The following is a 23,897-nucleotide window of genomic DNA, read 5'->3' as shown; positions in this document are numbered from 1 at the left end:
GATCTCGTGCACGTCGTCGACCTGGCGCTGCTCCAGGGTGAGCGCGCCGCGACCCCCGGCCGGCCCACCGCCGGTCCGGTCGCCGCCGACGACATCGCCGCGGCGCACGCCCTCGTCGAGGCCGAGACCGCGCTGTTGCGGGCCGAGCGGCAGGCCGCCGCCGTGGCCCCCACGGTGTCGGCGCTGCGCAGCCAGGCGGCCGAGGTCGTCGACGCCGAACTGCTGCGGCTGTCCACCCGGCTGCCCGACCTCGACGCACGGGCGCGGTCGGAGATAGCCCGCACGGTGCGCCGCGTCGTCGACAAGCTGCTGCACGAGCCGACCGTCCGCGTGAAGGAACTGGCCGCGGCGCCCGGCGACACCGACTACGCCGGCGCGCTGCGCGCCCTCTTCGGTCTCGGCATCGACGCCGAGGTGGAGGACGGCGCCCTCGCCGAGGCCGTCACCGTCGATCCCGCCCTGCGAGCGGGGGAGGCCTCGTGACCGCCACCGTGACGTCGACGCTGCGCCTGGGCACCCGGGGCAGCGCGCTCGCCCGCACCCAGTCGCAGGCGGTCGCCGACGCGATCACCGCGGCCACCGGGACGCCGGTCGAGCTCGTGCCCATCGTGACCGAGGGCGACCGCTCCGCCGAGGCGATCGCGGAGCTCGGCGGCACGGGCGTGTTCGTCGCCGCGATCCGCCGCGCGCTCGCCGAGGGCAGCGTCGACCTCGCCGTCCACAGCTACAAGGACCTCCCGACGCTGGCCGAGCCCGGGCTGATCATCGCCGCCGTGCCGGGCCGCGAGGACCCGCGCGACGCCCTGGTCGCCCGCGACGGGCTCACCCTCGGGGAGCTCCCGGCCGGCTCGAGGATCGGCACCGGCGCACCGCGCCGGGTCGCCCAGCTGCGCGCGCTCGGTCTCGGGCTCGACATCGTCCCGATCCGGGGAAACGTGGACACCCGGCTGGGGCGGGTCGGCGGTCGTGGAGCCCCGGGGGACCTCGACGCCGTCGTCCTCGCCCGTGCCGGACTGGCCCGGCTGGGCCGGCTGGACGCGATCACCGAGACCCTCGACCCGCTGCAGGTGCTCCCGGCGCCGGCACAGGGCGCCCTCGCCGTCGAGTGCCGCACCAGCGACGCCCGCACCCGCGAGCTGCTCGGCCGGCTGGAGGACGTCAGCGCCCGGGCCTGCGTCGTCGCCGAGCGCAGCACCCTCGCCGCGCTGGAGGCCGGCTGCAGTGCGCCGGTGGCCGCCTACGCCGAAGTGGCCGAGGGCGAGACCGGCCCCGAACTGTTCCTCCGGGCATCCGTGACCGCGATCGACGGCAGCGACGCCGTCCGCGGCTCGGCCACCGGGCCTCTCCTGGAGGCCGCCGCTCTCGGGCGTGCCCTGGCCACGGAACTCCTCGACCGCGGCGCGGCCGAGCTCATGGCGGTCACCCCGTGACCCGCCACCCCATGCAGACCCCCGCACAACAGGCCCTTCGGGCCAGGATCAGGAGCACGCGATGACGCGCAACCGCGCGACCTCCGGCACTGCCGGTCGGGTCGTCTTCGTCGGCGCAGGTCCGGGTGACCCCGGCATGCTCACCGCCCGGGCGACCGCGGCACTGACCGAGGCAGCCGTCGTCCTCGTCGACCCCGACGTCTCCGTCGCGGTCCAGGACGCCGTCCGCGAGGCACACCCGCAGGCCGAGCTGACCCCAGCCGTCGGCGAGCCCGCCGAGGTGGCCAAGGCCGCCGTCGCCGCAGCCAAGAACGGCAGCGTCGTCGTCCGGCTGGTCGCCGGTGACCCCTACACCGCCGACGCGGTGGTCAAGGAAGTGCTCGCCGTCGGCCGCACCTCCGTGCCCTTCGACGTCGTGCCGGGCGTCGCGACGGCCACCGCCGTGCCGGCCTACGCCGGTGTGGCCCTCGGCAGCACCGCGGTGACCGCCGATCTGCGCAGCGGGGTGGACCTGTCCGCCCTCGCCGGTGCGGCCGCGGTCGCCGGCGGCACGCTGGTGCTGCAGGGCACCGCGGACGAGCTGCCGGACGCGGCCGCCCGGCTGGTCGAGGGGGGCCTGTCGGGCAGCACCCCGGTGGTCGTCACGACCGGCGGCTCGGGGACGGCGCAGAAGAGCGTCGTCGCCAAGCTCCTCGCCGTGGCCGAGAAGACCGCCGGCCTCGACTCGTTCACCGGCCCGGTCGTCGCCACCGTCGGCACCGCCGTCGACAAGCGCGCCCGGCTGTCGTTCTGGGAGAGCCGGCCGCTGTTCGGCTGGCGCGTCCTGGTGCCGCGCACCAAGGACCAGGCCGGGGGGATGAGCGACCGGCTGCGCGCGTACGGCGCCGTCCCGGTCGAGGTGCCGACGATCGCCGTCGAGCCGCCGCGCAGCCCGGCGCAGATGGACCGCGCCATCAAGGGCCTGGTGACCGGCCGCTACGGCTGGATCGTGTTCACGTCCGTGAACGCGGTGAAGGCCGTCCGCGAGAAGTTCACCGAGCTGGGCCTCGACGCCCGTGCGTTCGCCGGCGTGAAGGTCGCCTGCGTGGGTGAGCAGACCGCCGACGCCGTCCGCGCCTTCGGCATCGTCCCGGAGCTGGTGCCCGCGGGTGCCCAGTCCAGTGAGGGCCTGCTGGCCGACTTCCCGCCCTACGACGACGTCTTCGACCCGATCGACCGTGTGCTGCTCCCGCGCGCCGACATCGCGACCGAGACGCTCGCCGCCGGGCTCAAGGAGCGCGGCTGGGAGATCGACGACGTGACGGCCTACCGGACCGTCCGGGCCGCTCCGCCGGCCGCGTCGGTGCGTGAGGCGATCAAGGGTGGCGGGTTCGACGCCGTCTGTTTCACCTCCTCCAGCACGGTGCGCAACCTGGTCGGCATCGCCGGCAAGCCGCACGCCAAGACGGTCGTCGCGGTCATCGGCCCCGCCACGGCGGCCAGCGCGCAGGAGTTCGGCCTGCGCGTGGACGTGCAGCCGGAGACGGCGGCCGTCGGCCCGCTGGTCGACGCCCTGGCCGAGTACGCGCAGTCCCTCCGCGACGCGGAGGACGGGGCCGGCACGTGACCGCCACGCCGTCGCCCGCCCACCCGTTCGCGCGCGGGCGGCGGCTCCGGTCGACGCCCGCGCTGCGGCGACTGACCGCGCAGACGCGGCTGGCTCCGGCGGACTTCGTGCTGCCGGTGTTCGTCAAGCAGGGCATCGGCGCCCCGGTGGCGATCTCCTCGATGCCGGGCGTCGTCCAGCACACCCTGGACTCGCTGCGGAAGGCCGCGCACGAGGCGGCCGAGGCCGGCATCGGCGGGCTGATGCTCTTCGGCATCCCCGGCGAGAAGGACCCGGTGGGCTCGCAGGCCGACGCCGCCGACGGGATCGTCAACGTCGCGCTGCAGCAGCTGAAGGCCGACCTCGGGGACGAGCTCGTGCTCATGGCCGACCTCTGCCTGTGCGAGTACACCGACCACGGGCACTGCGGCGTCATCACCCCGGCCGGGATCGTCGACAACGACCCGACCCTGGACCGCTACGCGGCGGTGGCCGTCGCGCAGGCGCGGGCCGGTGCCCACGTCATCGCCCCCAGCGGGATGATGGACGGGCAGGTCGCGGCCATCCGCCGGGCCCTGGACGGCGCGGCCTTTACCGAGACGCCGATCCTCGCGTACGCCGCCAAGTACGCCTCGGGCTTCTACGGCCCGTTCCGCGAGGCGGCCGAGGGTGCACCGCAGTTCGGCGACCGCTCGACCTACCAGATGGACCCGCCGAACGCCGACGAGGCGCTGCGCGAGGTCGCCCAGGACCTCGCCGAGGGCGCTGACGCGGTGATGGTCAAGCCGGCGCTGCCCTACCTCGACATCATCACGCGGGTCGCCGACGCGGTGCACGTGCCGGTGAGCGCATACCAGGTCAGCGGCGAGTACGCGATGGTCGAGGCGGCCGCCGCGAACGGCTGGGTCGACCGCGAGCGGGCGATCCTGGAGACGCTCACCTCGATCCGGCGGGCCGGTGCCGGCACGGTGCTGACGTACTGGGCGGTCGAGGCGGCCCGGCTCGTCCGGTGACCGCGTACGTCGAGCCCGGGGGCTCCTGGCGGCCGTTCTGGATCGTCGCGGCCGCGTTCGCGGCGTTCCTGGCGTTCGACGTCGCCCTGCCCGGCCCGGACATCCCGGTGCTCGTCTGGGCGCTGGTGCTCGTCGTCGTCCTGGGCATCGTGGCGATGGGCTGCCTCTCGGCCCGGCGCATCTGGACCGTCCGGGTGGACGACCGCAGCCTCAGGGTCGGCCGGGAGAATGTCGCTCTCTCCGACATCGACGTCGAGCACCTGCGGGCGGTGGACTCCGGCGTCGACGCGGGCGCCCCGGTGCTCGGCGGCGGCTGGTCGCTGCCCCGCGGGCGGACCGGCCTGCCGCTGAAGCTCACCGACGGCCGCACGGTGCTCGTTCCCACACGAGACCCTGCCGCCCTGTACACGGCGCTCCTCGATGCACAGGGGACACTGGGCTCGTGACCTCGCTGGACAGCTCCGCCTACACCTACGAGGCCCCGGTCTCGGCCGACCTCTTCGCCCGCGCCCAGCAGATCACCCCGGGCGGGGTGAACAGCCCGGTGCGCGCCTTCCGCGCCGTGGGCGGCACCCCCCGCTTCATGGTGGAGGGCTCCGGCCCCTGGATCACCGACGCCGACGGACGCCGCTACGTCGACCTGGTCAGCTCGTGGGGCCCGCTGCTGCTCGGCCACGCCCACCCCGCGGTCGTCGAGGCGGTCACCGCAGCCGCGCGCCGCGGCCTGTCCTTCGGAGCCCCGACCGAGGGCGAGCTCGACCTGGCCGAGGAGATCCGGAACCGCGTCGCGCCCGCCGAGCGGGTACGGCTGGTCAACTCCGGCACCGAGGCCGTGCTGTCCGCCGTCCGCCTCGCTCGCGGCGCCACCGGCCGCCCGCTGATCGTGAAGTTCGCCGGCAACTACCACGGGCACGTCGACTCCCTGCTCGCCTCCGCGGGCTCGGGGGTGGCCACGCTGGGACTCCCCGACACCCCGGGCGTCACCACGGGCGCCGCCGCCGACACCGTCGTCCTGCCCTACAACGACCTCGCCGCGGTCGAGGCGGTCTTCGCCGACCGCGGCAGCCAGATCGCCTGCGTCATCAGCGAGGCCGCGCCGGGCAACATGGGCGTCGTCCCGCCGGTGGACGGATTCAACGCCGGGCTGCGGCGCATCACCGCCGCCAACGGCGCCCTGCTCGTCCTCGACGAGGTCATGACGGGGTTCCGCGTCTCGCGCTCCGGCTGGTACGGCCTCGACCCGGTCGACGCCGACCTGTTCACCTTCGGCAAGGTCATGGGTGGTGGCCTGCCCGCCGCCGCGTTCGGCGGCCGCGCCGACCTGATGGGCCAGCTGGCCCCGCTCGGCCCGGTCTACCAGGCCGGCACGCTGTCGGGGAACCCGGTCGCGGTGGCCGCTGGGCTCACCACGCTGCGGCACTGCACCGAGGAGGTCTACGCGCACTGCGACGAGGTCGCCGCCGTCCTCCGGGGTGCGGCCAGCGCGGCGCTCTTCGCCGCCGGCGTCCCGCACCGCGTGCAGCAGGCGGGCAACATGTTCTCGATCTTCTTCGTGCCCGACGAGCGCCAGGTGCGCAACTACGACGACGCCCGCACCCAGGACGTCGCGCAGTACACCGCGTTCTTCCACGCCCTGCTGGCCCGCGGGGTCTACCTGCCGCCGTCGGCGTTCGAGGCGTGGTTCGTCAACGCCCAGCTGTCCGGCGAGGCCCTCGACCGCGTGCTGGAGGCGCTGCCCGCCGCTGCCCGTGCTGCTGCCGAGGTGAGCACGTGAGCGAGCAGACCGTCGTCCACCTGCTCCGGCACGGGGAGGTGCACAACCCCGGCAAGGTCCTCTACGGCCGGCTGCCCGGGTTCCGGCTGTCCACCGACGGCGAGGCGATGGCCGAGAAGGCCGCTGCCTGGTTCGCGCCTCGGGACGTCACGCACCTGGTGTCGAGTCCGCTGGAGCGGGCGCAGCAGACCGCCGCGCCCATCGCCGAGGCGCTGCACCTTCCGGTCACCATCGACGAGCGGCTGATCGAGGCGGGCAACGCCTTCGAGGGACTCCGCGTCGGCGTCGGGGACGGCGCACTGCGCGAGCCGCGCCACTGGTGGAAGCTGCGCAACCCGTTCCGCCCCTCCTGGGGTGAGCCCTACGTGGAGATCGCCGCCCGGATGCTGGCCGCCGTCGAGGCCGCCCGGGCCGCCGCGCGCGGGCACGAGGCGGTCCTGGTCAGCCATCAGCTGCCGATCTGGACGCTGCGGCTGCACCTCGAGGGACGCCGGTACGTCCACGACCCGCGCCATCGGCAGTGCGGCCTGGCCAGCGTCACCTCGCTGACCTACGACGGCGACCGGTTCAGCGGCATCTCCTACGCCGAGCCCGCGGGCGCCACCGATCCCGACGCGGTCCCCGGCGCATGAGGCGGGTGGTCACGGCGGCGCTCGGCTGCGCGCTGCTCACCGGCTGCTCGACCGGCTCAGGCGCCGTCGAGGTCAACAACGGCGGGGAGTTCCGGTTCGTCGCCGGCACCCCCGCGGGCGAGGTGATCCCGCCGGACGAGCGCGCGGCGGCCCCCGAGTTCTCCGGGCAGCTGCTCGACGGCGGCGAGTTCACGTCGTCCGAGCTCGACGGGGAGGTCGCCGTCCTCAACTTCTGGGGATCGTGGTGCGCGCCCTGCCGGGTGGAGACCCCGGAGTTCCAGGAGGTCTACGCCGAGGTCAAGGACGACGGCGTCGCGTTCCTCGGGCTGAACGTCAAGGAGGCGAGCGAGCAGTTCGCCACCGCCTTCGTCGAGCGGTTCGGGATCGAGTACCCGTCGCTCTACGACCCGCGCGGTGAGGTGGCGCTGGCGTTCCGGGGCTATCCCGCGAACGCGATCCCCTCCACCATCGTGCTGGACCCCGACGGGCGGGTGGCCGCGGTATACACCGGCACCGTCTCGAAGGAGGACCTGCGCCGCGTGGTCGAGTCGATCCTCGGGGAGGAGTGACGTGGGCGAGACCTTCCAGTCGCTCGTCACCGACGGCCCGCTGCTCGTCGCCGCCGGGGTGGCGGCCCTGGTCGGGCTGATCAGCTTCGCCTCGCCGTGCGTGCTGCCGCTGGTGCCCGGCTACCTCGCCTACGTCTCCGGGCTCGTCGGCACCGCGGCGCCGGCGACCGCGCCCGCGGGTTCCGGCGCCGTCGCCACTGCCGTGCGCACCGACGAGCGGTCTCCCCGCACGCGCATGGTGCTCGGCGCGGTGCTGTTCGTACTGGGCTTCACCGCGGTGTTCGTGGCCTTCGGGGCGGCATTCGGCGGCCTCGGCCGGCTGATGCTGGAGTACGCCGACGTCCTCAACCGGGTCTTCGGGGTGATCACGATCCTCGTCGGCCTGGGCTTCCTCGGCTGGCTGCCGCTGTTGCAGCGCACCAAGCGGCTGTCCGCCCGCCCCGCCGCGGGGCTCGCCGGGGCGCCGCTCCTGGGCATCGTCTTCGGACTCGGCTGGACGCCGTGCCTCGGGCCCACGCTGTCCGCGGTCTACTCCCTCGCCTTCACCGAGGCCACGGCCACCCGTGGTGCGGTGCTTGGCCTGGCCTACTGTCTGGGGCTGGGCGTGCCGTTCGTGGTCGTGGCACTCGGCGCCCGCTGGGCCATGGGGGCGACCGACTTCCTGCGCCGGCACGCCCGCACGGTGACCCGCGTCGGCGGCGCCGTGCTGGTGGTCGTCGGGTTGCTGCTGATCACGGGGGTCTGGACCGAGATGATGCAGTGGTTGCGGTCGTGGCTCGCGGCGACCGGACTGGGGAGCTCGGTCCTGTGACGGTGCTCGATCGGCCTGCCGGGGTGTCCGCACCCGGTCCGGCCGCCCCCCGCCGGGTCGCCGGTCTGCTGCTGCGCTGGTGGCGGCGCCTCACGGCGATGCGCACCGCGATCGTCCTGCTGTTCCTGCTCGCCCTCGCGGCGGTGCCGGGCTCGCTGCTGCCCCAGCGTTCGCTGTCGCAGAACAAGGTGAGCCAGTACTTCGCCGAGCACCCGTCGCTGGCGCCGGTGCTGGACCGCTTCTACCTCTTCGACGTCTTCAGCTCGCCGTGGTTCGCCGCGGTCTACCTGCTGCTGTTCATCTCGCTGATCGGCTGCGTGCTGCCGCGGGCGCTCGAGCACGTCCGTGCCCTGCGGGCCGCCCCGCCGCCGGCCCCGCGGCACCTGCTGCGGCTCCCCGACTCCGGCAACCTGACGACGCCTCTGCAGGCTGGGAAGGCGCTCGACGTCGTCGAGGAGGAGCTGCGGGTCCGCCGGTTCCGCGTCGTCCGGACCGACGGGGAGCTCTCGGCCGAGAAGGGCTACCTCAAGGAGACCGGCAACCTGCTGTTCCACCTGTCGCTGGTGGCGCTGCTGCTCGGCCTGGCCGGCGGCAAGCTCTGGGGCTACGAGGGCAGCATCCTGGTGACCGAGGGCCAGGGTTTCTGCAACTCCTTCCAGCAGTACGACACGTACCGCAACGGTCCGCTCGTCGACAGCGCCGACCTCACGCCACTCTGCGTCGACCTCGACCAGTTCACGGCGGAGTACGAGGAGAACCTGACGGCGGCGTCGTTCACCGCTGACATCCGCTACGGCGCGCCCGGCGAGGACGGCCGGCCGGTGACGATCGGGATCAACGAACCGCTGCGCCTGGACGGCGACCGCATCTACCTGACCGGGCACGGCTACAGCCCGACGTTCAGCGTCACCAAGCCCGACGGCACCGCGATCACCGACGTGTCGGTGCCCTTCCTCCCGCAGGACAACTCCACTTTCGGCAGCCAGGGGGCGTTGAAGCTGCCCGATCTCGGCGGCGGCAGAGACGACCAGCTCGCGCTCGAGGGGTTCTTCGCACCGACCGGCCTGGTGCAGAACAACATCCTGACGTCGGTCGACCCCCGGCCGCTGGCCCCGCAGGTCGCCGTCGTCATCTACCAGGGCTACCTGGGGCTGGACTCGGGGATCCCACAGTCGGTGTACTCCCTGGACGCCTCCCAGATCGACCGTGGTCGGCTGAACCGCGTCGCGGCGGCCAACCTGGAGATCGGGGAGTCGACGACACTCCCGGACGGCACGACGGTCGCCCTCACCGGCTACCGCGAATTCGCCGCCCTGCAGCTGTCGCACGACCCGGGCCAGGTCTGGGTGCTCGTCTCGGCGATCTCCCTGCTGACCGGCCTGCTCGGCATGCTGCTGCTGCGCCGCGAGCGGGTCTTCGCCCGGGTCGCCGCCGACCCCGGAGGCGGCGGTACCGTGCTGACGCTCGCCTCGCTCACGCGCGGCAGCGGTGAGAGCGCCCCGCGGTTCGCCGCGCTGACCGACCACCTGGACGACGCGCTCGCCGCCCGGGCACCCGCACCGCAACCGGAGGACAGACCACGTGACCGCTGACTCGCTGGCTTCCCTGTCGGACAGCCTCTTCTCGATCACCGTCGCGCTGTACTCGCTCGCCGTCGTCGCCTTCTGCGCGCAGCTGGCCTTCGGACGACGGCCGGTCCGCTCGCCCGAGCTGGTCGGGGCCGGCGCCGCTGGCGCGACGACCGAGGTCCCGCCCGTCGAGACACCGCCGGCCGACGATGCCCGCGGGCGCCGCTGGGGCCTGGTCGCGATGGGCCTCACGGTCCTGGGCGTCCTCGCCCATACGGGTGTCCTGGTGTTCCGCGGGCTGGCCACCGACCGGCTGCCCTGGGGCAACATGTACGAGTTCGCGACGGCCACGGTGCTCGTCGCGGTGGTCGCCTACGCCGTGCTAGCCGTCCGCGCGCCCGGCCTGCGGCACCTTGGGCTGTTCGTCCTCGCACCGGTCGTGCTCGCGCTCGTGCTGATCGGCCTGTTCCTCTACGCCGACGCGGGCCCGCTGGTGGCCGCGCTGCGGTCGTACTGGCTGGCGATCCACGTGACCACGGCGATCATCGGGTTCGGGATCTTCTTCGTCAGCGGGATCGCCAGCATCCTGTTCCTGGTCCGCTCCCGCTACGAGGCACGGGTGGCCGACGGCGAGGCGCCGGGTTCGGGCATCGTCGCGAAGCTCCCCGCCGCCGCCGCGCTCGACCGGGTGGCCCACCGCACCGCCGTCTTCGGCTTCCCGATCTGGACCTTCGCTGTGATCGCCGGCGCCATCTGGGCCGAGGCCGCCTGGGGCCGGTTCTGGGGCTGGGACCCCAAGGAGACCTGGGCGTTCATCGCGTGGGTCGTCTACGCCGCCTACCTGCACGCCCGGACGACCGCAGGGTGGCGCGGCCGCCCGGCCGCCTGGGTCAACGTCGTCGGCCTGGCCGTGATGATCTTCAACCTGCTCTTCGTGAACATGGTCTCGACCGGGTTGCACAGCTACGCCGGCGTCTGACCCCCCGTTCGGCGCTCACCGACAGTGATCAGCCCGGCGGGGGAACCGTGCGCGCGAAGGTGCCGGATGTCGGGGGCTCGTGCTTCCATGCCTGCATGAACGTCCGTCCCGAGCAGCGCAGCGGAACTCACCGTGGGTAAGCACGACGCGCCCGCCGGATCCGGCGCTCACCCGCTGGTCGCCGACGCGCTGGCCCACCGCGCCCCCGACGCACACCGCCACGACGGCTCGGCGCCGGTGCGCGAGGGCGGGCTCGGCTGGCCCGGACCCCCGCCCGGTGAGGGCGGGGTGGGCTGGCCCCAGAAGGGCTCAGCAGCGAGGAGTGCCGGGCACGACGTGACGGCCCCGCGCCGCGGTTGGCGCCGGTTCTTCGGGGCCCGCACAGCCGCGTGAGCTAGGAGAGGGAGCCGTCGTCCCGCCGGGTCCGACGCTCGAGTTCGCGGAGGAACTCCGGGTCGTCGTCCGGTGCGAGCGGCCGGGTCGGGCGCTGCGGGCGCGGGCGTGGCGCGCGCGGCCCACGCACGCCGCCTCCGGGACGGCCGGGCGCTGCCGCCGCGCGCATGACCAGCACGACGACCACGACCGCCACCACGAGCAACACCAGGAACGGCACGGCTCCACCCCCTCGTCGGCACTCAGCGTACGTCCGCGGCGATACTCGGTGCTCAACCGTCGCCGATCGGGACAGGAGACCCAGCCATCGACGCCGTGGACCGGCAGCTGATCGACATGCTGCGCGCCGACGGACGGGCCAGCTACGCCGAGCTCGCCCGCCAGGTCGGGCTCTCCTCGCCCGCCGTGCACGAGCGGGTGGGCAAGCTGGAGGCGGCCGGGGTCATCACCGGCTACCGGGCCGTCGTCGACCCGGCCGCCGTCGGTCTGGACGTGACCGCGCTCGTGAGCGTGATCGAGAGCGACGTCGTCGACGAGACGGGGGTCGAGGAGGGGCTGCGGGCGCTGCCGGCCGTCGAGGACTGCTGGCGGGTCGCCGGCAGCGAGGGGTACATCCTCAAGGTGCGCGTGACCGACATCCCGGCACTCGAGGCCGCCATCGGCGCGTTGAACCGGATCAAGGGTGTCGCACGCACCCGCACCACCGTCGTTCTCTCAACCAAGTGGGAAGGCCGTCATGGCTGAGTCGAGCACCACCCCGTCGAGTCCGACCGGCGGCCCGGCCACGCCGCCGAAGGTGCTGCCCTGGATGCTCGCCTACACGGGCGGCAGGCTGGCCATCGCCGCCGCGCTCATCGGGCTGCTGTGGGCCGTCGGCCTCGGCGGCTACCCCGCCCTGCTGTTCGGTGCGCTGCTCTCCATGCCGGTCGCGTACTTCGTGCTCCAGCCGGTACGCGACAAGTTCACCGAGGCGCTCGCGGCGCGCAGCGTGGCCCGTCGCGCGGCCAAGACGGAACTGCGCACCCGGTTGAGCGGGCCCGCGGCGGACTGACCCGCACTCAGGGTGTGGGCACGCTCTCCGCGAGGTGGGCCAGCACGTCGGCGTTGTAGGTCTCGCTCGCGGCCACGTAGGCCCACCGCTTCTCCCGGCGGGCGCCGAACCGGGCCTTCTGGAGGTCCGCGCCCATTCCGAACCGCACCAGCCGCGCCCCCCGGCGCTGCGCCGAGCGCAGGGCCTGCAGCAGCAACACCTGATAGCTGGAGTGGGTGGGCACGTAGTCGTAGTCCAGCCCCACGAACACCGGCGCGACGTGGTCGTCCGTGACGTGCTGGACGGCGAACCCGACGACGCCGTCGCTCGTGTCGCCCGCACTCAGCTCGGGCAGGCGCAGCAGCACGAGCTCGAAGGCCGGCGAGGCCAGCACGGCGTCGAGAAGCCGCCGCGGCAGCGGGAAGACGTTGAGCTCGAACGCGTGGCCGTGCACCGCCCGGTAGAGCTCGTACAGGTGGTCGCGAACCAGCGCGGGCAGCGCCGCCGCTTCCGGGGTGCCCCCCTCCAGCACCTGCACGGAGAACGCCGATTCCCGGGCCAGGACCCGGGTGCGCTGGTGGTACCGGTGCTTGCGGGTCAGTCCGGCGAGGAACTCCTCGTCGTCGGCGAACCGCACCTCGCGGGCCCAGCTGTCGGGTACCGGCAGGCGCAGCAGGCCTTCGCCCAGCAGGAACGTGTGCAGCTCGTCGTCGCCGTCGGGCAGGTCGCGCAGCACCACCGCGGCGGCGCCGGCGGCGTCCTCCTCGACGCGGGCCGCCTGCAGGATCAGCCGCAGCGCCCCCTGCCAGTCGCGGGTGCGGTCCAGGTAGAGATGGTCGCCCTCGGTCAGCAGTGACCCCGTGCCGACCATCGGCGACGTGAGGAAGCGGCCGCCGTCCTCGCCGCCCCGGCGGCGCTCCACCTCCAGCGAGATGTGCGCCGGTGAGAGCATGTCGTCCTTCCACAGCGCCGTCGTCAGGAACGTCGCCGCCACCGGCGTCCCGTCGTCGTCCCGGACGACGAGGTAGGAGAACGCCCAGGCGTCCTCGTCCTGACCCGGAACGCCGCGCGCCGCGAAGACCTCCTCCAGAGCGCGCAATCCCGCGGCGTCGAAGGCCCCTCGGTGTCCCAGGAGCGCGTCCCACTCCGCCGCGTCGACGTCGGCGATCGAGCGCACGTGCTCAAGTCGCAGCCCGGACGGCGCGGCCCGCGGCACCGGGACGGCCGGCGGCGCGGGACGGCGGTCCGGCTGGATCTCGTCGCGGCCGCGGAGCTGCCGGGCGAAGGCGCGGCGCAGGTCGTCGACCGTGGCGCCCTCGTCGGCCATGGCCGCGGGCAGGTTCCGGGCCAGGGCGTCGACGACCTCGGCGATGTCCTCCTCGCTGTGGTGCAGCGTCAGTGCCAGCCGCGCGCCGGCCCGCTTGGCCGGGACGGCGGGGAAGGCAGCGGTGTTGACGAAGAAGCCGGCGTCGCGCATCCGCGCGGTGAGCCGGTAGGCCACCGACGTCACCCCGGCGCCGACGAACCGGATCGGCGCCTCCGACTCCGCCACCACCGGGAAACCGGCCTCGGCGGCGAGGGAGTTGAACAGCCGGATCCGCGAGCGCAGCAGTTCCTGGCGGGCCGGCAGCTCGGGGGAGCGGTGGAGGCGGGCCGATGCGACGATCGCGCCCAGCATCGGGGGCTGGATCGGCCCGGAGAAGATCAGCGGGCCGCCGACCGACGCCACGAGCCGGCGGGACTCCTCATCGGGGAAGGTGATCGCGCCACCGGCCGCGGCGAAGGACTTGTTGAGCGACGCGGCGACCACGGTGCGCGCGAGCGTCGCCGGCGACAGCTGCTCGAGGGCGTACCCGCGCCCGTGCGTCCCGGTCCACGACGCCGAGTGGGCGTCGTCCACGTAGAGCCACAGGTTGTCGTACCGCGCGGCGAGTTCCTCGAGCTCGCGGGCCGGGAAGAAGTCGGCGTACATGGAGTACAGCCCGTCGGTGGCGTACCAGACCCGCCGGTCGCGGTGGGTCTCCAGCCGCTGCTCCAGGACGCGCAGGTCGCAGTGCGGAATCAGCTCTACCTGCGTCCCGCCGGCCTGCACCAGCGTGGCCGCCGTCTGCACCGAGTGGTGCACCTGGTGGTCGAGGAGCAGCACGTCCCGGCTGTTCATCAGGGTGGGCATCGTCGCGATGTGCCCGATCGACGTGGACGGCGCGACGATGACCGGGCGGCCGAAGACCTCGGCGAGCTCTTCCTCGGCGACCCGGTACAGCGGCGCCGAGGCGTACGTCCGCGACGAGGAGAACTGCGTGCCGAAGCGGTCGACGGCGTCCCGGACCGCGGCCTTCATCCGCGGGTCGGTCTCGAGCCCGAGGTAGGAGCAGGAGCCGAAGTTCACCAGCCGGCGGCCCTCGACGGTCACCAGCCGGCCGTCCAGCTCGTCGTCCTCGACGTGGTTGTGCAGCAGGCCGCGGCGCACCCCGTCGGAGATGACCTCGTCGACGGCGGTCAGCAGGTCCTCGTGTGTCGCCATGAGGCGGCCTCTCGGTCAGCGCAGCTCGGTCAACTCATCCACTGAGGGCCAGCCCGACAGCGAGTAGCACGCCGGTGGCGAGAGTGAGCAGCCCCGTGCCCTGGAGCGCGCCGATCAACGCGGTCCCCCGCCCGCCGGTGAGCACCGTACGCGCAGGTGGGACCGCCAGGGGGAAAGCGAGCAGTCCCAGCAGGGCCCACGGCCGGAGGACGCCGACGGCGGCGATCACCACGAAGGCGACTGCGAACAACCCGACGAAGGTGATCCGGGTGGCGCGGCCGCCGAGCAGGACGGCGAGGGTGCGCTTGCCGACCACGGCGTCCCCGTCGATGTCGCGCAGGTTGTTGACCACCAGGATCGCGACGATCAGCAGCCCGACCGGAACCGCGACGGCGAAGGCCAGGGCCTCCAGGGTGCGGGTCTGCACGTACGTCGTCCCGACGACCGCGACCAGGCCGAAGAAGACGAAGACGAACACCTCCCCGAGGGCGCGGTAGCCGTAGGGGAGCGGTCCTCCGGTGTAGGTCCAGGCGGCGGCGATGCAGACCGCCCCGACGGCGACCAGCCACCAACTGGACAGCGCCGCCAGGCCCAGGCCGGCGACACCCGCCACGGCGAAGGCCAGCCCGGCGGCGACGAGCACCTGCTGCGGGGTCGCGGCCCCGGAGCCGACCAGCCGCATCGGGCCGACCCGGTCGGCGTCGGTGCCGCGCCGGCCGTCGGAGTAGTCGTTGGCGTAGTTGACCGCGATCTGCAGCGCGAGCGCGACCACCAGTGCGAGCAGGGCGGGCAACAGCCGGAAGCCGTCGAGCGCTGCCGCGGCGCCGGTGCCGACCAGCACCGGCGCGAGGGCGGCGGGCAGGGTGCGCGGGCGGGCGCCCGCGACCCACTGTTGGGGGGTGGCCATGGTTCAGCGAGCTCCCTGGAGAACTGCCGCCGCGACGGCCCGGCGGTCGGGCTTGCCCGTGTGCAGCAGCGGCACGGAGTCGATCACGTGCAGTTCCCGCGGGGCGGCCGGCGACCCGAGGCGGTCGGCGACCCACGCCAGCAGCGGAGCGAGGGCGGGCGCCGTCCCGGGGGCCGGGACGACGGCGGCGACCACCCGCTGGCCCCACTCGTCGTCGGGACGGCCGAAGACGACGGCGTCGGCGATGTCGGGGTGCGCGCGCAGCGCAGCCTCCACCGCTGCGGGCGCCACGTTCACCCCGCCGCTGATGACGACGTCGTCGAGCCGGCCGGTCACGGTGAGCCGGCCGTCCTGCAGGACGCCGGCGTCGCGGCTGCAGAACCAGCCGCCCGCGAACGCCTCGGCGGTCGCGGCGGGGTCGAGCCGGTAGCCGAGCGCGAGCGTCGGGCCGGCCAGCTCGACGCCGCCGTCGGTGACCCGGACGCGGACGCCGTCCAGGGGCTCGCCGTCGTAGACGCAGCCGCCGGCGGTCTCGGTCATGCCGTAGGTCGTCACGGCCGCGACTCCCGCGTCGAGGGCGCGGGCCAGCAGGGCCGGGTCGGTGGCGGCGCCCCCGATGAGCACGGCGTCGAAGGCGCGGAGGCCGTCGGGCTCGGTGTCGAGGAACCGGCGCAGCTGGGTCGGCACCAGCGCCGTGTAGCGGCGGCCGGCGGGCATGCGGGCGGTCGCGACGGCGAGGGTCTCGTCCCGGTCCAGCACCGTGGGTCGTTCCCCGGCCAGGATGTTGCGGCACAGGACCTGGAGGCCGGCGATCGCCGAGACCGGCAGGGCGAGCAGCCAGGCGCCCGGGCCGCCGAGCCGGTCGTGCGTGGCCGCCGCCGACGCCGTGAGCGCCTCTGCCGACAGCAGGACGCCGCGGCCGCCCCCGGTCGAGCCGGACGTGACCACCACGAGGTCGGCGCCGGGCTCGAGCGGCTCCTCCGGGCGGAGCACCCCCCGGGCGGCGGCGACGGCGGCCGGGGGTCCCGCGGGAAGGACGGCGAGCGGGGTCGTCCCGTCCAGCGCAGCGCGGACGTCGTCCACGGAGAGGTGGGGAGCGGCGACGAGCGTGAGGTGCCGAGTCAGCTGCCGAGCCACGAGGAGCAAGGGTACGGCTGTGCCCAACTAGGCTGCGCGGCGTGATCACGGCCGTGTACCGGGTGCCCCTGCGCACCCGTTTCCGCGGCATCGACGTCCGGGACGGCGTCCTCGTCCGCGGTCCAGCCGGCTGGGGCGAGTTCTCCCCGTTCTGGGACTACGACGTCGCGGAGAGCCGTCGCTGGTGGGCCGCCGCGGTGGAGAGCGCCGTCGAGGGCTGGCCGGCGCCGCTGCGAACGTCGGTCCCGGTCAACGTGACCGTGCCGGCTGTCGACGCGGCGCGTGCCCACGCGATCGTCTCGGCGTCGGGCTGCCGGACGGCGAAGGTGAAGGTGGCCGAGTCCGGGCAGACGTCCGCCGACGACCTCGCGCGGGTCGAGGCCGTGCGTGACGCCCTCGGCCCCGGCGGGGCCATCCGGGTGGACGCCAACGCCGCCTGGGACGTCGACACCGCCGTCGCCCGCATCAAGGAGCTGGACCGCGTCGGGCTGGAGTACGTGGAACAGCCGTGCGCGACCTTGGAGGAACTCGTCGCGCTGCGCCGCCTGATCGACGTCCGGGTGGCCGCCGACGAGGTGGTCCGTCGGGCCGACGACCCGCTGCGGGTGGACCTGCGCGAGGCGTGCGACGTCGTCGTCCTCAAGGTGCAGCCGCTCGGCGGGGTCCGTGCCGCGCTGCGGGTGGCCGAGGCGCACGGGCTGCCGTGCGTCGTCTCCTCGGCGCTGGAGTCCTCGGTCGGGATCGCTGCCGGGGTGGCGCTCGCCGCGGCGCTGCCCGAGCTGCCGTTCGCTTGCGGTCTGGCCACCGTCGCCCTGTTCACCGAGGACGTCTCCAGCACGCCGCTCTTGCCGGTCGGCGGGCACCTGCCGGTGCTGCGCCCGGAGCCGGACCGGCTGGAGGCGGTGGCCGCCGACCCGGAGACCGATGCCCGCTGGCGGGCCCGGCTCGCCGCGGTGCGCGGATGAACCCCTCGACCGCGTTCGCCCGCGTGCTGGTCGACGAGCTGGTCCGCGGCGGCGTCACCGACGCCGTCCTCGCGCCGGGCTCCCGCTCGGCCCCGGTCGCGCTCGCGCTCGCCGCCGCGGAGCGGGCCGGCCGGCTGCGGCTGCACGTGCGCATCGACGAGCGGACGGCGGCCTTCCTGGCGCTCGGCCTGGCCAAGGCCTCCGGGCGGCCGGTGCCGGTGCTGACCACCTCCGGGACGGCGACCGCACACCTGCACGCAGCGGTCCTGGAGGCCGACGCGAGCGGGGTGCCACTGCTGGCGCTGACCGCCGACCGGCCGCCGGAGCTCCGGGGCACCGGGGCGAACCAGACGATCGACCAGCCCGGGCTCTACGGCGGCGCGGTGCGCTGGGCGGCCGACGTCGGCGTGCCGGAGGCCGGCCGCGAGGCGACGCAGAACCGCTACTGGCGGTCGCTGGTGGCCAAGGCGCTCGTGGTCGCCCGCGGTGCCGTATCGGCCGACCCCGGCCCGGTGCACCTGAACCTCGCGCTGCGCGAACCGCTCCTGCCCGAGGACGACGACGCCGACCTTCCGGGCCCGTGGTCGGGCCGGGGCGACGGTGCGCCCTGGACGGCGGCGGCGGAGCCCGCGCCGGCCGCGCCGCGACCGGTAGGTGCCGACGGTCGGACCCTGGTCGTCGCGGGGGATGGACCGTTCCGTCACATCGACCTGTCGGGTCTGCCGCTGATCGCCGAGCCGAGCAGCGGGATCTGGGGCAGCTCCGTCCGCGGCGGCGCACTGCTCCTCGGAGCCGCCGACTGGCTGGCCGCGCACCGGCCCGACCGGGTGGTCGTCGTGGGCCGCCCGACGCTGTCCCGGCCGGTCTCCGCGCTGTTGGCCGACCCGTCCGTGCGGGTGGAGACGGTGACGGCGTCCCCCCGCTGGGCGGATCCGGTGCGCAGCAGTGCCCTCGTGAGCCGAGACGCTGCGTCGCTCCCGGCAGCGGAGGCCGCCGGATGGACCGAGAGCTGGCAGCAGGCGGCGGCCCGCGTCGGCACCGCGATCGACGCGGTGCTCGACGCGTCCCCGGTGCTCACGGCTGCCCGGTTGGCCCGGGACACGGTCGCGGCGCTGCCGTCCGGCGCGCTGCTCGTCCTCGGCTCGTCCACCCCGGTGCGGGACGTCGACCGGCTGGCGGTGCCGCGGGCCGATGTCTCGGTGCTCGCCAACCGTGGCGTGGCGGGGATCGACGGAACGATCTCCACGGCGGTGGGCGCCGCGCTGGCGCACGGGGGGCCGGCGTTCGCCCTCATGGGCGATCTGACGTTCCTGCACGACCTCACCGGCCTGCTGCTGGCCGAGGGCGAGGCGGTTCCGGACCTGACGGTGGTGGTTCCGGACAACGACGGGGGCGGGATCTTCGCCCAGCTGGAGCCGGGGGAGGACCGCCATACCCGCGACTACCGGCGCGTGTTCGGCACCCCCCACGGCCGGGACCTCGTCGCGGTGGCGCAGGGGCTCGGCTGGGCGGCGTCCTCGGTGCGGTCGGCCGGTGAACTCACGGCGGCGCTGGCGCTGGGCGGGCCACGGGTCGTCGTCGTCCGGACGGACCAGCGGGCCGAGGCGGAGCTGACGCGGGAGCTGCGGGCCGCGGCCGGCCGCGCCCTGACCTCCTGAGCGGGGCTTTTCACCAGTTCTGATCTCTTGCGGTTCTCTTGCGGTTTCCTGGAGGGAGGCCTGCGGAAGGGCCTGCATCGTCGTCCTTGTCACCGGGACCGCCCCGGTCCCGGCAAGTCAAGGAGACACCCGACATGATCACGACGATCACCCCTCTCCGCCGTATCGCGGTGACGCTGGCAATGACCGGCGTGACCGCTTTCGGCGCCGTCGCCATCGCCCCCGCCGCTTTCGCGGATGACACCATCACCGTCACCGAGGAAGCGCCCGTCACCGAGACCGCTCCTGAGGTCGTCGTTCCCGAGGCAGCTCCCGTCGTCCCCGAGGCCACCCCGGTGGTCCCGCCGACTGCCCCCGTGGTCCCGCCGGCCGCCCCGGCCCCCGTGGTCGAGACCGCTCCGGCCCCCGCGCCGGTCGTGACCCCGCCGCCCGTCGTCATCGGCAAGGACGGCAAGCCCGTCAAGGCGCCGAAGGTCTGCACGAGCAAGGACCTGTCGGACCTCGCGTCCAAGGTCGCCAAGGCCACCGCCCAGGCGACGCAGCTCAACAAGACGGCTGCCGCGCTCCGTCAGGTGTCCGCCGCGCTGCGGACCCAGGCCGCGAAGATGACGAACGTGTCCCAGGCTCGCCTCACCCTGGCGCTGGCCGCGCTCGGTGACCTCGCTGCGAACAAGCTCGAGGCCCAGGCTAAGTCCGTCGTCACGAGTGCGAACCAGATCAGCTGCATCGTGGTCACCGCGCCCGGTGGGCGCTGGTAACCCTCGCTCGATCCGCACGAACGGTCGAAGGCGGCGTCCCGGTTCTCCGGGGCGCCGCCTTCGTGCGTTCAGCCCTCGAGTGCCGCCTGGAACGCCGCGAACTTCGACTGGGTCTCGGCCAGCTCGGCGGCCGGATCGGAGCCGGCCACGATGCCGCAGCCGGCGAACAGCCGGGCGCTGTCGTCCCCGACGAGTTCCGCGCAGCGCAGGGCCAGGCCGAACTCGCCGTCGCCGTGGGCGTCGAGCCAGCCGACCGGACCGGCGTAGCGGCCCCGGTCCATGCCCTCGAGCTCGGCGATGACGGCCGCGGCGTCCCGGGTCGGGGTGCCGCAGACGGCCGCGGTGGGGTGCACGGCACCGATCAGCTCCAGCAGCCCGGCCGCGCCGCGGGGGCCGCGGCTGCGCTGGGTCCCGGTCACGTCGCTGGCGAGGTGACGCACGTTGGCCAGGGTGAGCAGGTCCGGCTCGGCCGGTGCGTCCAACGTCGTGCAGAAGGGCTTCAGCGCCTGGACCAGCGAGTCGACGGCCAGGGCGTGCTCGGCGCGGTCCTTGGCCGAACCGATGAGTGCGTCGGCGAGGCGCTGGTCGTCGGCTCCCGCCCCGCGCGGGGCGGTGCCGGCGAGGACGCGCGCGGACAGCCGGCGTCCGCTGCGCCGCAGGAGCAGCTCCGGGGTGGCGCCGAGCAGGCCGTCGACGGCGAAGGTCCAGCAGTCGGGGAATCGGTCGGCCAGCCGGCGCAGCAGCCGCCTCGGGTCCAGCGGCAGGTCGGCAGAGACCAGCAGGTCGCGGGCCAGCACGACCTTGGCGAGTTCGCCCGCCCCGATCCGCTCCACCGCGGTGGCGACGGCGGCGCACCAGGTGGCCGGGTCGAGCGCACCGTCGGCGTAGCGGAGCCGGGGAGGGGCGGCGTCGTCCCAGGTCGGGGACGCGGCGGGCACCTCGCGCGGGTCGACGTCGCCGATCGTGGTGATCCAGCCGACGCCGTCCCGCCGTCCGACCACGACCTCGGGGACGACGAAGACCGACGTCCCCGCCACCGGGTCGAACGCGATGCTGGCGAAGACCACGGGGCCCGAGCCGGTGATCCCGAGGTCGTCGTCGATGTCGAGGCCGTCGGTGTAGGACGCCCACCAGTCGGCGGCCTCATCGAGGGCGTGGGGGCCGGTGACCTCCAGCCGGGCGGCCTCGCCGCGACCGACCAGGCCCTCGCCGCGGCGCACCCACGACAGCTGGCCCTCGGTCGCCAGGTGGTCGAGCAGGGCGCCGGCGTCGTCGGACCGGACGGTCGTGACCATGCGTGCGGCGGCTGCCGGAGAGGTCAGGGCCGCCGCTGTCATCTCCCCAGCGTAAGAGGCCTTGTAGCGTCGCCGCTGTGGGAGACCGGCGAGATGACGCACACACAGCCGGCGTCCGGGCGCACCTGGACAAGCAGCCGGCCGAGGTCGCGGCGATGTTCGACCGCGTCGCGCGCCGCTACGACGTCACCAACACCGTGCTCTCGGGCGGTCTCGACGCCTCCTGGCGCCGCGCCACCAGGGATGCCCTCGGGGCCCGGGCGGGCCAGACGGTCCTCGACGTCGCAGCCGGGACGGCGGTGTCGACGGTCGAGCTCGCGGCCGGTGGGGTGACCGCGATCGCCTGCGACTTCTCCCAGGGGATGCTCCGGGCCGGAGCGGCGCGGCCGGTGCCCAAGGTGGCCGGCGACGCGATGGCGCTCCCGCTCGCCGACGAGAGCGTGGACGGCGTCGTCATCTCCTTCGGGCTGCGCAACGTGGCCGACCCGGATGCCGCGCTGCGGGAGTTCCGGCGGGTGACCAGGCCCGGCGGCACCCTCGTGATCTGCGAGTTCTCGAGCCCCACCTGGACGCCGTTCCGCACCGTCTACACCGAGTACCTGATGCAGGCCCTCCCGCGGATCGCCCGCGCGGTGAGCAGCAACCCCGAGGCATACGTCTACCTGGCCGAGTCGATCCGGGCGTGGCCCGACCAGGCCGAGCTGGCCGGCCGCGTCCAGGACGCCGGCTGGGCGGACGTCGCATGGCAGAACCTCACCGGTGGGATCGTCGCGCTGCACCGCGCCCGCAAGCCCTGAGGTCCCCAGCCAGGGCACCGCACCGAGCTTGCGAGGGGTGGGGGGAAGCGGATCCTTCTCACCATGACGACCCCGCCGCCTCCGCCGCAGCCGCCGGGACCCGCGCCCACCCCGACGGATCCGATCCCGCCGCCCGTGCCCGATCCCTACCCGGCCCCGGATCCCATCGAGCCGCTCACGCCCCCGCCCGACCCGCTCTGACGCGGTGCGGTCGACGGCACCCCGGGGGCCGGTGTTCCCTTCCTCACAGCCGGGCCTAGACTCGGACCGAACGACTTTGTGAACTGATTCACAAGGTCCGGACGGGTGTGCGGAAGGGGGCGCGGACGTGCCTGGGACCACGACCGAGCTGCCCGCCGCGGACGTCGTGGTGGTCGGGGCGGGCCCCGCCGGTTCCAGTGCCGCCTACTGGCTGGCGCGAGCCGGCATCGACGTCGTCGTCCTGGAGAAGTCCGCCTTCCCGCGGGAGAAGGTCTGCGGCGACGGGCTGACCCCCCGCGGCGTCAAGGCTCTCGAGGACCTGGGCGTCGACACCTCCCCGGCGGCCGGCTGGATCCGGCACAAGGGGCTGCGCGTACAAGGCGGCGGGCAGGTCATCGAGGTCGACTGGCCGCAGCTGGACCGCTGGCCCGACTTCAGCCTGGTCCGCCGCCGCAGCGAGCTCGACGCCCTGCTGGCTGAGCACGCGCAGGCCGCGGGCGCCCGGCTGCACACCGGTGTCACCGTCACCGACCCGATGCTCGACGAGGCCGGCCGCGTCGTCGGTGTGCACACCCAGACCGGCCCGGACAAGGAGCCGGGCGGCTGGCGGGCGCAGCTCGTCGTCTCCGCCGAGGGCCTCTCCGGTCGCCTGGCCAAGTCCCTGGGGCTGGTCCGTCGGGAGGACCGCCCGCTGGGGGTCGCCGTCCGCCGCTACGTCCGGACGCCGCGCACGCACGACGACTACCTCGACATCTCCTTCGACCTGTCCGCCGACGGGCCGACGGCCGCGTCGATGCCCGGCTACGGCTGGGTCTTCGGCATGGGCGACGGGACGGCGAACGTCGGGTTCGGCCTGCTGGACACGCGCCGCGGCGACGGCGGCGACCACCGCGAGGTCCTGCGCCAGTGGCTCGACACCTTCCCGGCGGAGGACCAGCTGGACGAGGAGCACGCCGTCACCCCGCTGCGCGGCGCCGGCCTGCCGATGGCCCTGCACCGCGGCCCCGCCTACAGCCGCGGCCTGCTCCTGGCCGGCGACTCCGCCGGTACGGTCAACCCGTTCAACGGCGAGGGCATCAGCTACGCCATGGAGACCGGCCGGATGGCCGCCGAGACCGCGGTCGACGCACTCGCCCGGCCCGAAGGCCCGCAGCGCGAGACCGCCCTGCGTCGCTACCCGGACCGCCTCAGCGCCGACTACGGCCGCCACCACCGCCTCGGCATGGGCTTCCTCGCGCTCCTGAGCCGACCGGACGTCGTCCGCTTCGCGACGGCGCACGGCCTGAAGCGGCCCGCTCTGGTCAACGCGGCACTGCGGCTGATGGGCAACCTGACCGACGGCCGGGACGGCGACCGGGTCGACCGCGCCATCGCTGCGATCACCCGATTGGCGCCGGCGGTATGAGCGTGGTCGACATCACAGCTAGAACACAAGCCGACACGGAGGGTGAGGCATGACGCCTGTCCGGAACGTGATCGTCCTCACCGTAGGGTGCCGCTGATGCTCTCGAACTACGTCCCGATCATCGGGCTCTTCGCGCTGGCCGCGGGGTTCGCGCTGTTCTCGGTGACCGCCGCGCCGTACGTCGGCCCGCGCCGCTACAACCGCGCGAAGCTCGACGCCTACGAGTGCGGCATCGAACCGGTGCACCAGCCGCTCACCGGCGGCCGCTTCCCGGTCAAGTACTACCTGACGGCGATGCTGTTCATCGTCTTCGACATCGAGATCGTCTTCCTCTACCCGTGGGCGGTCTCCAACGACGCGCTCGGCGTCTTCGGTCTGGTCGAGATGGTCGTCTTCATCGGCACGGTCTTCATCGCGTACGCCTACGTGTGGCGTCGCGGCGGATTGGAATGGGACTGACGTGGGA

General features: G+C 74.4%; 24 protein-coding genes and 1 pseudogene. 20 read left to right on the top strand and 5 right to left on the bottom strand.

What is annotated here, in order from left to right; genetic code table 11:
- The 12 genes and pseudogenes from E4P38_RS11520 to E4P38_RS11465 all read left to right on the top strand — a co-directional run.
- A pseudogene (locus E4P38_RS11520) lies at positions 1–483 on the top strand (glutamyl-tRNA reductase); the annotation flags it as partial.
- The gene (gene hemC, locus E4P38_RS11515) at positions 480–1,430 is read left to right on the top strand and encodes a hydroxymethylbilane synthase (RefSeq protein WP_209309060.1); all 951 of its coding nucleotides are present in this window, start codon (positions 480–482) and stop codon (positions 1,428–1,430) included. The pseudogene E4P38_RS11520 and the gene hemC, both read left to right, overlap by 4 nt.
- Before the next feature lie 61 nt (positions 1,431–1,491).
- A complete protein-coding gene (locus E4P38_RS11510; RefSeq protein ID WP_135131944.1) occupies positions 1,492–3,036 on the top strand; it encodes a uroporphyrinogen-III synthase in 1,545 nt (514 codons plus the stop codon).
- Positions 3,033–4,028 carry a porphobilinogen synthase gene (gene hemB, locus E4P38_RS11505; RefSeq protein ID WP_135131943.1) on the top strand — a complete coding sequence of 332 codons (996 nt, stop codon included), beginning with the start codon at positions 3,033–3,035 and terminating at the stop codon, positions 4,026–4,028. The genes E4P38_RS11510 and hemB overlap by 4 nt, the downstream gene beginning before the upstream one ends.
- Positions 4,025–4,474 carry a hypothetical protein gene (locus E4P38_RS11500; protein ID WP_135131942.1) on the top strand — a complete coding sequence of 150 codons (450 nt, stop codon included), beginning with the start codon at positions 4,025–4,027 and terminating at the stop codon, positions 4,472–4,474. The genes hemB and E4P38_RS11500 overlap by 4 nt, the downstream gene beginning before the upstream one ends.
- Complete coding sequence (gene hemL / locus E4P38_RS11495) at positions 4,471–5,802, top strand: glutamate-1-semialdehyde 2,1-aminomutase (protein ID WP_135131941.1); 1,332 nt, start codon at positions 4,471–4,473, stop codon at positions 5,800–5,802. The genes E4P38_RS11500 and hemL overlap by 4 nt, the downstream gene beginning before the upstream one ends.
- On the top strand, positions 5,799–6,434 hold the full coding sequence (locus tag E4P38_RS11490; RefSeq protein ID WP_135131940.1) for a histidine phosphatase family protein: 636 nt from the start codon (positions 5,799–5,801) through the stop codon (positions 6,432–6,434). Before hemL ends, E4P38_RS11490 begins: the two co-directional genes overlap by 4 nt.
- A complete protein-coding gene (locus tag E4P38_RS11485; RefSeq protein ID WP_135131939.1) occupies positions 6,431–7,003 on the top strand; it encodes a TlpA disulfide reductase family protein in 573 nt (190 codons plus the stop codon). The genes E4P38_RS11490 and E4P38_RS11485 overlap by 4 nt, the downstream gene beginning before the upstream one ends.
- A 1-nt stretch (position 7,004) precedes the next feature.
- On the top strand, positions 7,005–7,814 hold the full coding sequence (locus E4P38_RS11480; protein WP_135131938.1) for a cytochrome c biogenesis protein CcdA: 810 nt from the start codon (positions 7,005–7,007) through the stop codon (positions 7,812–7,814).
- Positions 7,811–9,406: a cytochrome c biogenesis protein ResB gene (locus E4P38_RS11475; RefSeq protein ID WP_245160955.1), complete on the top strand. Its 1,596-nt coding sequence runs from the start codon at positions 7,811–7,813 to the stop codon at positions 9,404–9,406. Before E4P38_RS11480 ends, E4P38_RS11475 begins: the two co-directional genes overlap by 4 nt.
- Positions 9,396–10,361, top strand: a complete 966-nt coding sequence (ccsB, locus tag E4P38_RS11470; protein ID WP_135131937.1) for a c-type cytochrome biogenesis protein CcsB — start codon at positions 9,396–9,398, stop codon at positions 10,359–10,361. Before E4P38_RS11475 ends, ccsB begins: the two co-directional genes overlap by 11 nt.
- Positions 10,362–10,493: 132 nt before the next feature.
- Complete coding sequence (locus tag E4P38_RS11465) at positions 10,494–10,754, top strand: hypothetical protein (RefSeq protein WP_135131936.1); 261 nt, start codon at positions 10,494–10,496, stop codon at positions 10,752–10,754.
- A 1-nt stretch (position 10,755) separates the two neighbouring features.
- On the opposite strand, the gene E4P38_RS11460 is transcribed toward E4P38_RS11465, so the two are convergent.
- Positions 10,756–10,974: a hypothetical protein gene (locus E4P38_RS11460; RefSeq protein WP_135131935.1), complete on the bottom strand. Its 219-nt coding sequence runs from the start codon at positions 10,972–10,974 to the stop codon at positions 10,756–10,758.
- A gap of 95 nt (positions 10,975–11,069) precedes the next feature.
- Between E4P38_RS11460 and E4P38_RS11455 the strand changes: the two genes are divergently transcribed.
- Together E4P38_RS11455 and E4P38_RS11450 are read left to right on the top strand one after the other, a co-directional pair.
- Entirely contained in the window at positions 11,070–11,498 is a 429-nt protein-coding gene (locus tag E4P38_RS11455; protein ID WP_245160954.1) for an Lrp/AsnC family transcriptional regulator, read from the top strand.
- Positions 11,491–11,805, top strand: coding sequence for a DUF4229 domain-containing protein (locus tag E4P38_RS11450; protein WP_135131933.1), 315 nt, complete (start codon positions 11,491–11,493; stop codon positions 11,803–11,805). Before E4P38_RS11455 ends, E4P38_RS11450 begins: the two co-directional genes overlap by 8 nt.
- A gap of 7 nt (positions 11,806–11,812) precedes the next feature.
- On the opposite strand, the gene E4P38_RS11445 is transcribed toward E4P38_RS11450, so the two are convergent.
- From E4P38_RS11445 to menE, 3 genes are read right to left on the bottom strand one after another with little or no spacing between them, the layout of a single operon-like run.
- The gene (locus E4P38_RS11445) at positions 11,813–14,308 is read right to left on the bottom strand and encodes an aminotransferase class I/II-fold pyridoxal phosphate-dependent enzyme (protein WP_135131932.1); all 2,496 of its coding nucleotides are present in this window, start codon (positions 14,306–14,308) and stop codon (positions 11,813–11,815) included.
- A 34-nt stretch (positions 14,309–14,342) separates the two neighbouring features.
- A complete protein-coding gene (locus E4P38_RS11440; protein WP_135131931.1) occupies positions 14,343–15,215 on the bottom strand; it encodes a 1,4-dihydroxy-2-naphthoate polyprenyltransferase in 873 nt (290 codons plus the stop codon).
- 3 nt (positions 15,216–15,218) lie between these two features.
- Positions 15,219–16,352 (bottom strand): o-succinylbenzoate--CoA ligase, encoded by a 1,134-nt coding sequence (gene menE, locus E4P38_RS11435; RefSeq protein WP_245160953.1) that lies wholly within the window; start codon positions 16,350–16,352, stop codon positions 15,219–15,221.
- A gap of 41 nt (positions 16,353–16,393) precedes the next feature.
- Between menE and E4P38_RS11430 the strand changes: the two genes are divergently transcribed.
- The 3 genes from E4P38_RS11430 (at position 16,394) to E4P38_RS22900 (ending at position 19,733) form a co-directional block, all read left to right on the top strand.
- Positions 16,394–17,317, top strand: coding sequence for an o-succinylbenzoate synthase (locus E4P38_RS11430; RefSeq protein WP_245160952.1), 924 nt, complete (start codon positions 16,394–16,396; stop codon positions 17,315–17,317).
- Positions 17,314–18,975, top strand: coding sequence for a 2-succinyl-5-enolpyruvyl-6-hydroxy-3-cyclohexene-1-carboxylic-acid synthase (gene menD / locus E4P38_RS11425; RefSeq protein WP_135131929.1), 1,662 nt, complete (start codon positions 17,314–17,316; stop codon positions 18,973–18,975). The genes E4P38_RS11430 and menD overlap by 4 nt, the downstream gene beginning before the upstream one ends.
- Before the next feature lie 134 nt (positions 18,976–19,109).
- Positions 19,110–19,733, top strand: a complete 624-nt coding sequence (locus tag E4P38_RS22900; RefSeq protein ID WP_167760531.1) for a hypothetical protein — start codon at positions 19,110–19,112, stop codon at positions 19,731–19,733.
- 68 nt (positions 19,734–19,801) lie between these two features.
- Here E4P38_RS22900 and E4P38_RS11410 read toward each other — a convergent pair whose 3' ends face one another.
- Positions 19,802–21,070 (bottom strand): isochorismate synthase, encoded by a 1,269-nt coding sequence (locus E4P38_RS11410; RefSeq protein ID WP_135131927.1) that lies wholly within the window; start codon positions 21,068–21,070, stop codon positions 19,802–19,804.
- Between the two features lie 35 nt (positions 21,071–21,105).
- Here E4P38_RS11410 and E4P38_RS11405 point away from each other — a divergent pair, with 35 nt between their 5' ends.
- The 3 genes from E4P38_RS11405 to E4P38_RS11395 all read left to right on the top strand — a co-directional run bounded on the left by E4P38_RS11405 (position 21,106) and on the right by E4P38_RS11395 (position 23,890).
- Positions 21,106–21,825: a demethylmenaquinone methyltransferase gene (locus E4P38_RS11405; RefSeq protein WP_135131926.1), complete on the top strand. Its 720-nt coding sequence runs from the start codon at positions 21,106–21,108 to the stop codon at positions 21,823–21,825.
- Positions 21,826–22,153: 328 nt separating this feature from the next.
- Positions 22,154–23,431 (top strand): geranylgeranyl reductase family protein, encoded by a 1,278-nt coding sequence (locus E4P38_RS11400; protein ID WP_135131925.1) that lies wholly within the window; start codon positions 22,154–22,156, stop codon positions 23,429–23,431.
- A gap of 96 nt (positions 23,432–23,527) precedes the next feature.
- Entirely contained in the window at positions 23,528–23,890 is a 363-nt protein-coding gene (locus E4P38_RS11395; RefSeq protein ID WP_135131924.1) for an NADH-quinone oxidoreductase subunit A, read from the top strand.
- The last annotated feature ends 7 nt before the right edge of the window (positions 23,891–23,897 follow it).

The organism is Blastococcus sp. CT_GayMR16 (genome assembly GCF_004570875.1).
In the GTDB taxonomy this organism is placed as follows: domain Bacteria; phylum Actinomycetota; class Actinomycetes; order Mycobacteriales; family Geodermatophilaceae; genus Blastococcus_B.
The sequence above is the reverse complement of the archived record's forward strand: the minus strand, read 5'-3'. Positions and strand labels throughout refer to the sequence as shown.

Coding starts and splice junctions, on each gene's coding strand:
- E4P38_RS11445 (WP_135131932.1), bottom strand. CDS start 14,308: ATGGCGACACACGAGGACCTGCTGACCGCCGTCGACGAGGTCATCTCC.
- E4P38_RS11485 (WP_135131939.1), top strand. CDS start 6,431: ATGAGGCGGGTGGTCACGGCGGCGCTCGGCTGCGCGCTGCTCACCGGC.
- E4P38_RS11510 (WP_135131944.1), top strand. CDS start 1,492: ATGACGCGCAACCGCGCGACCTCCGGCACTGCCGGTCGGGTCGTCTTC.
- menD (WP_135131929.1), top strand. CDS start 17,314: ATGAACCCCTCGACCGCGTTCGCCCGCGTGCTGGTCGACGAGCTGGTC.
- E4P38_RS11395 (WP_135131924.1), top strand. CDS start 23,528: ATGCTCTCGAACTACGTCCCGATCATCGGGCTCTTCGCGCTGGCCGCG.
- E4P38_RS11440 (WP_135131931.1), bottom strand. CDS start 15,215: ATGGCCACCCCCCAACAGTGGGTCGCGGGCGCCCGCCCGCGCACCCTG.
- E4P38_RS22900 (WP_167760531.1), top strand. CDS start 19,110: ATGATCACGACGATCACCCCTCTCCGCCGTATCGCGGTGACGCTGGCA.
- E4P38_RS11450 (WP_135131933.1), top strand. CDS start 11,491: ATGGCTGAGTCGAGCACCACCCCGTCGAGTCCGACCGGCGGCCCGGCC.
- E4P38_RS11410 (WP_135131927.1), bottom strand. CDS start 21,070: ATGACAGCGGCGGCCCTGACCTCTCCGGCAGCCGCCGCACGCATGGTC.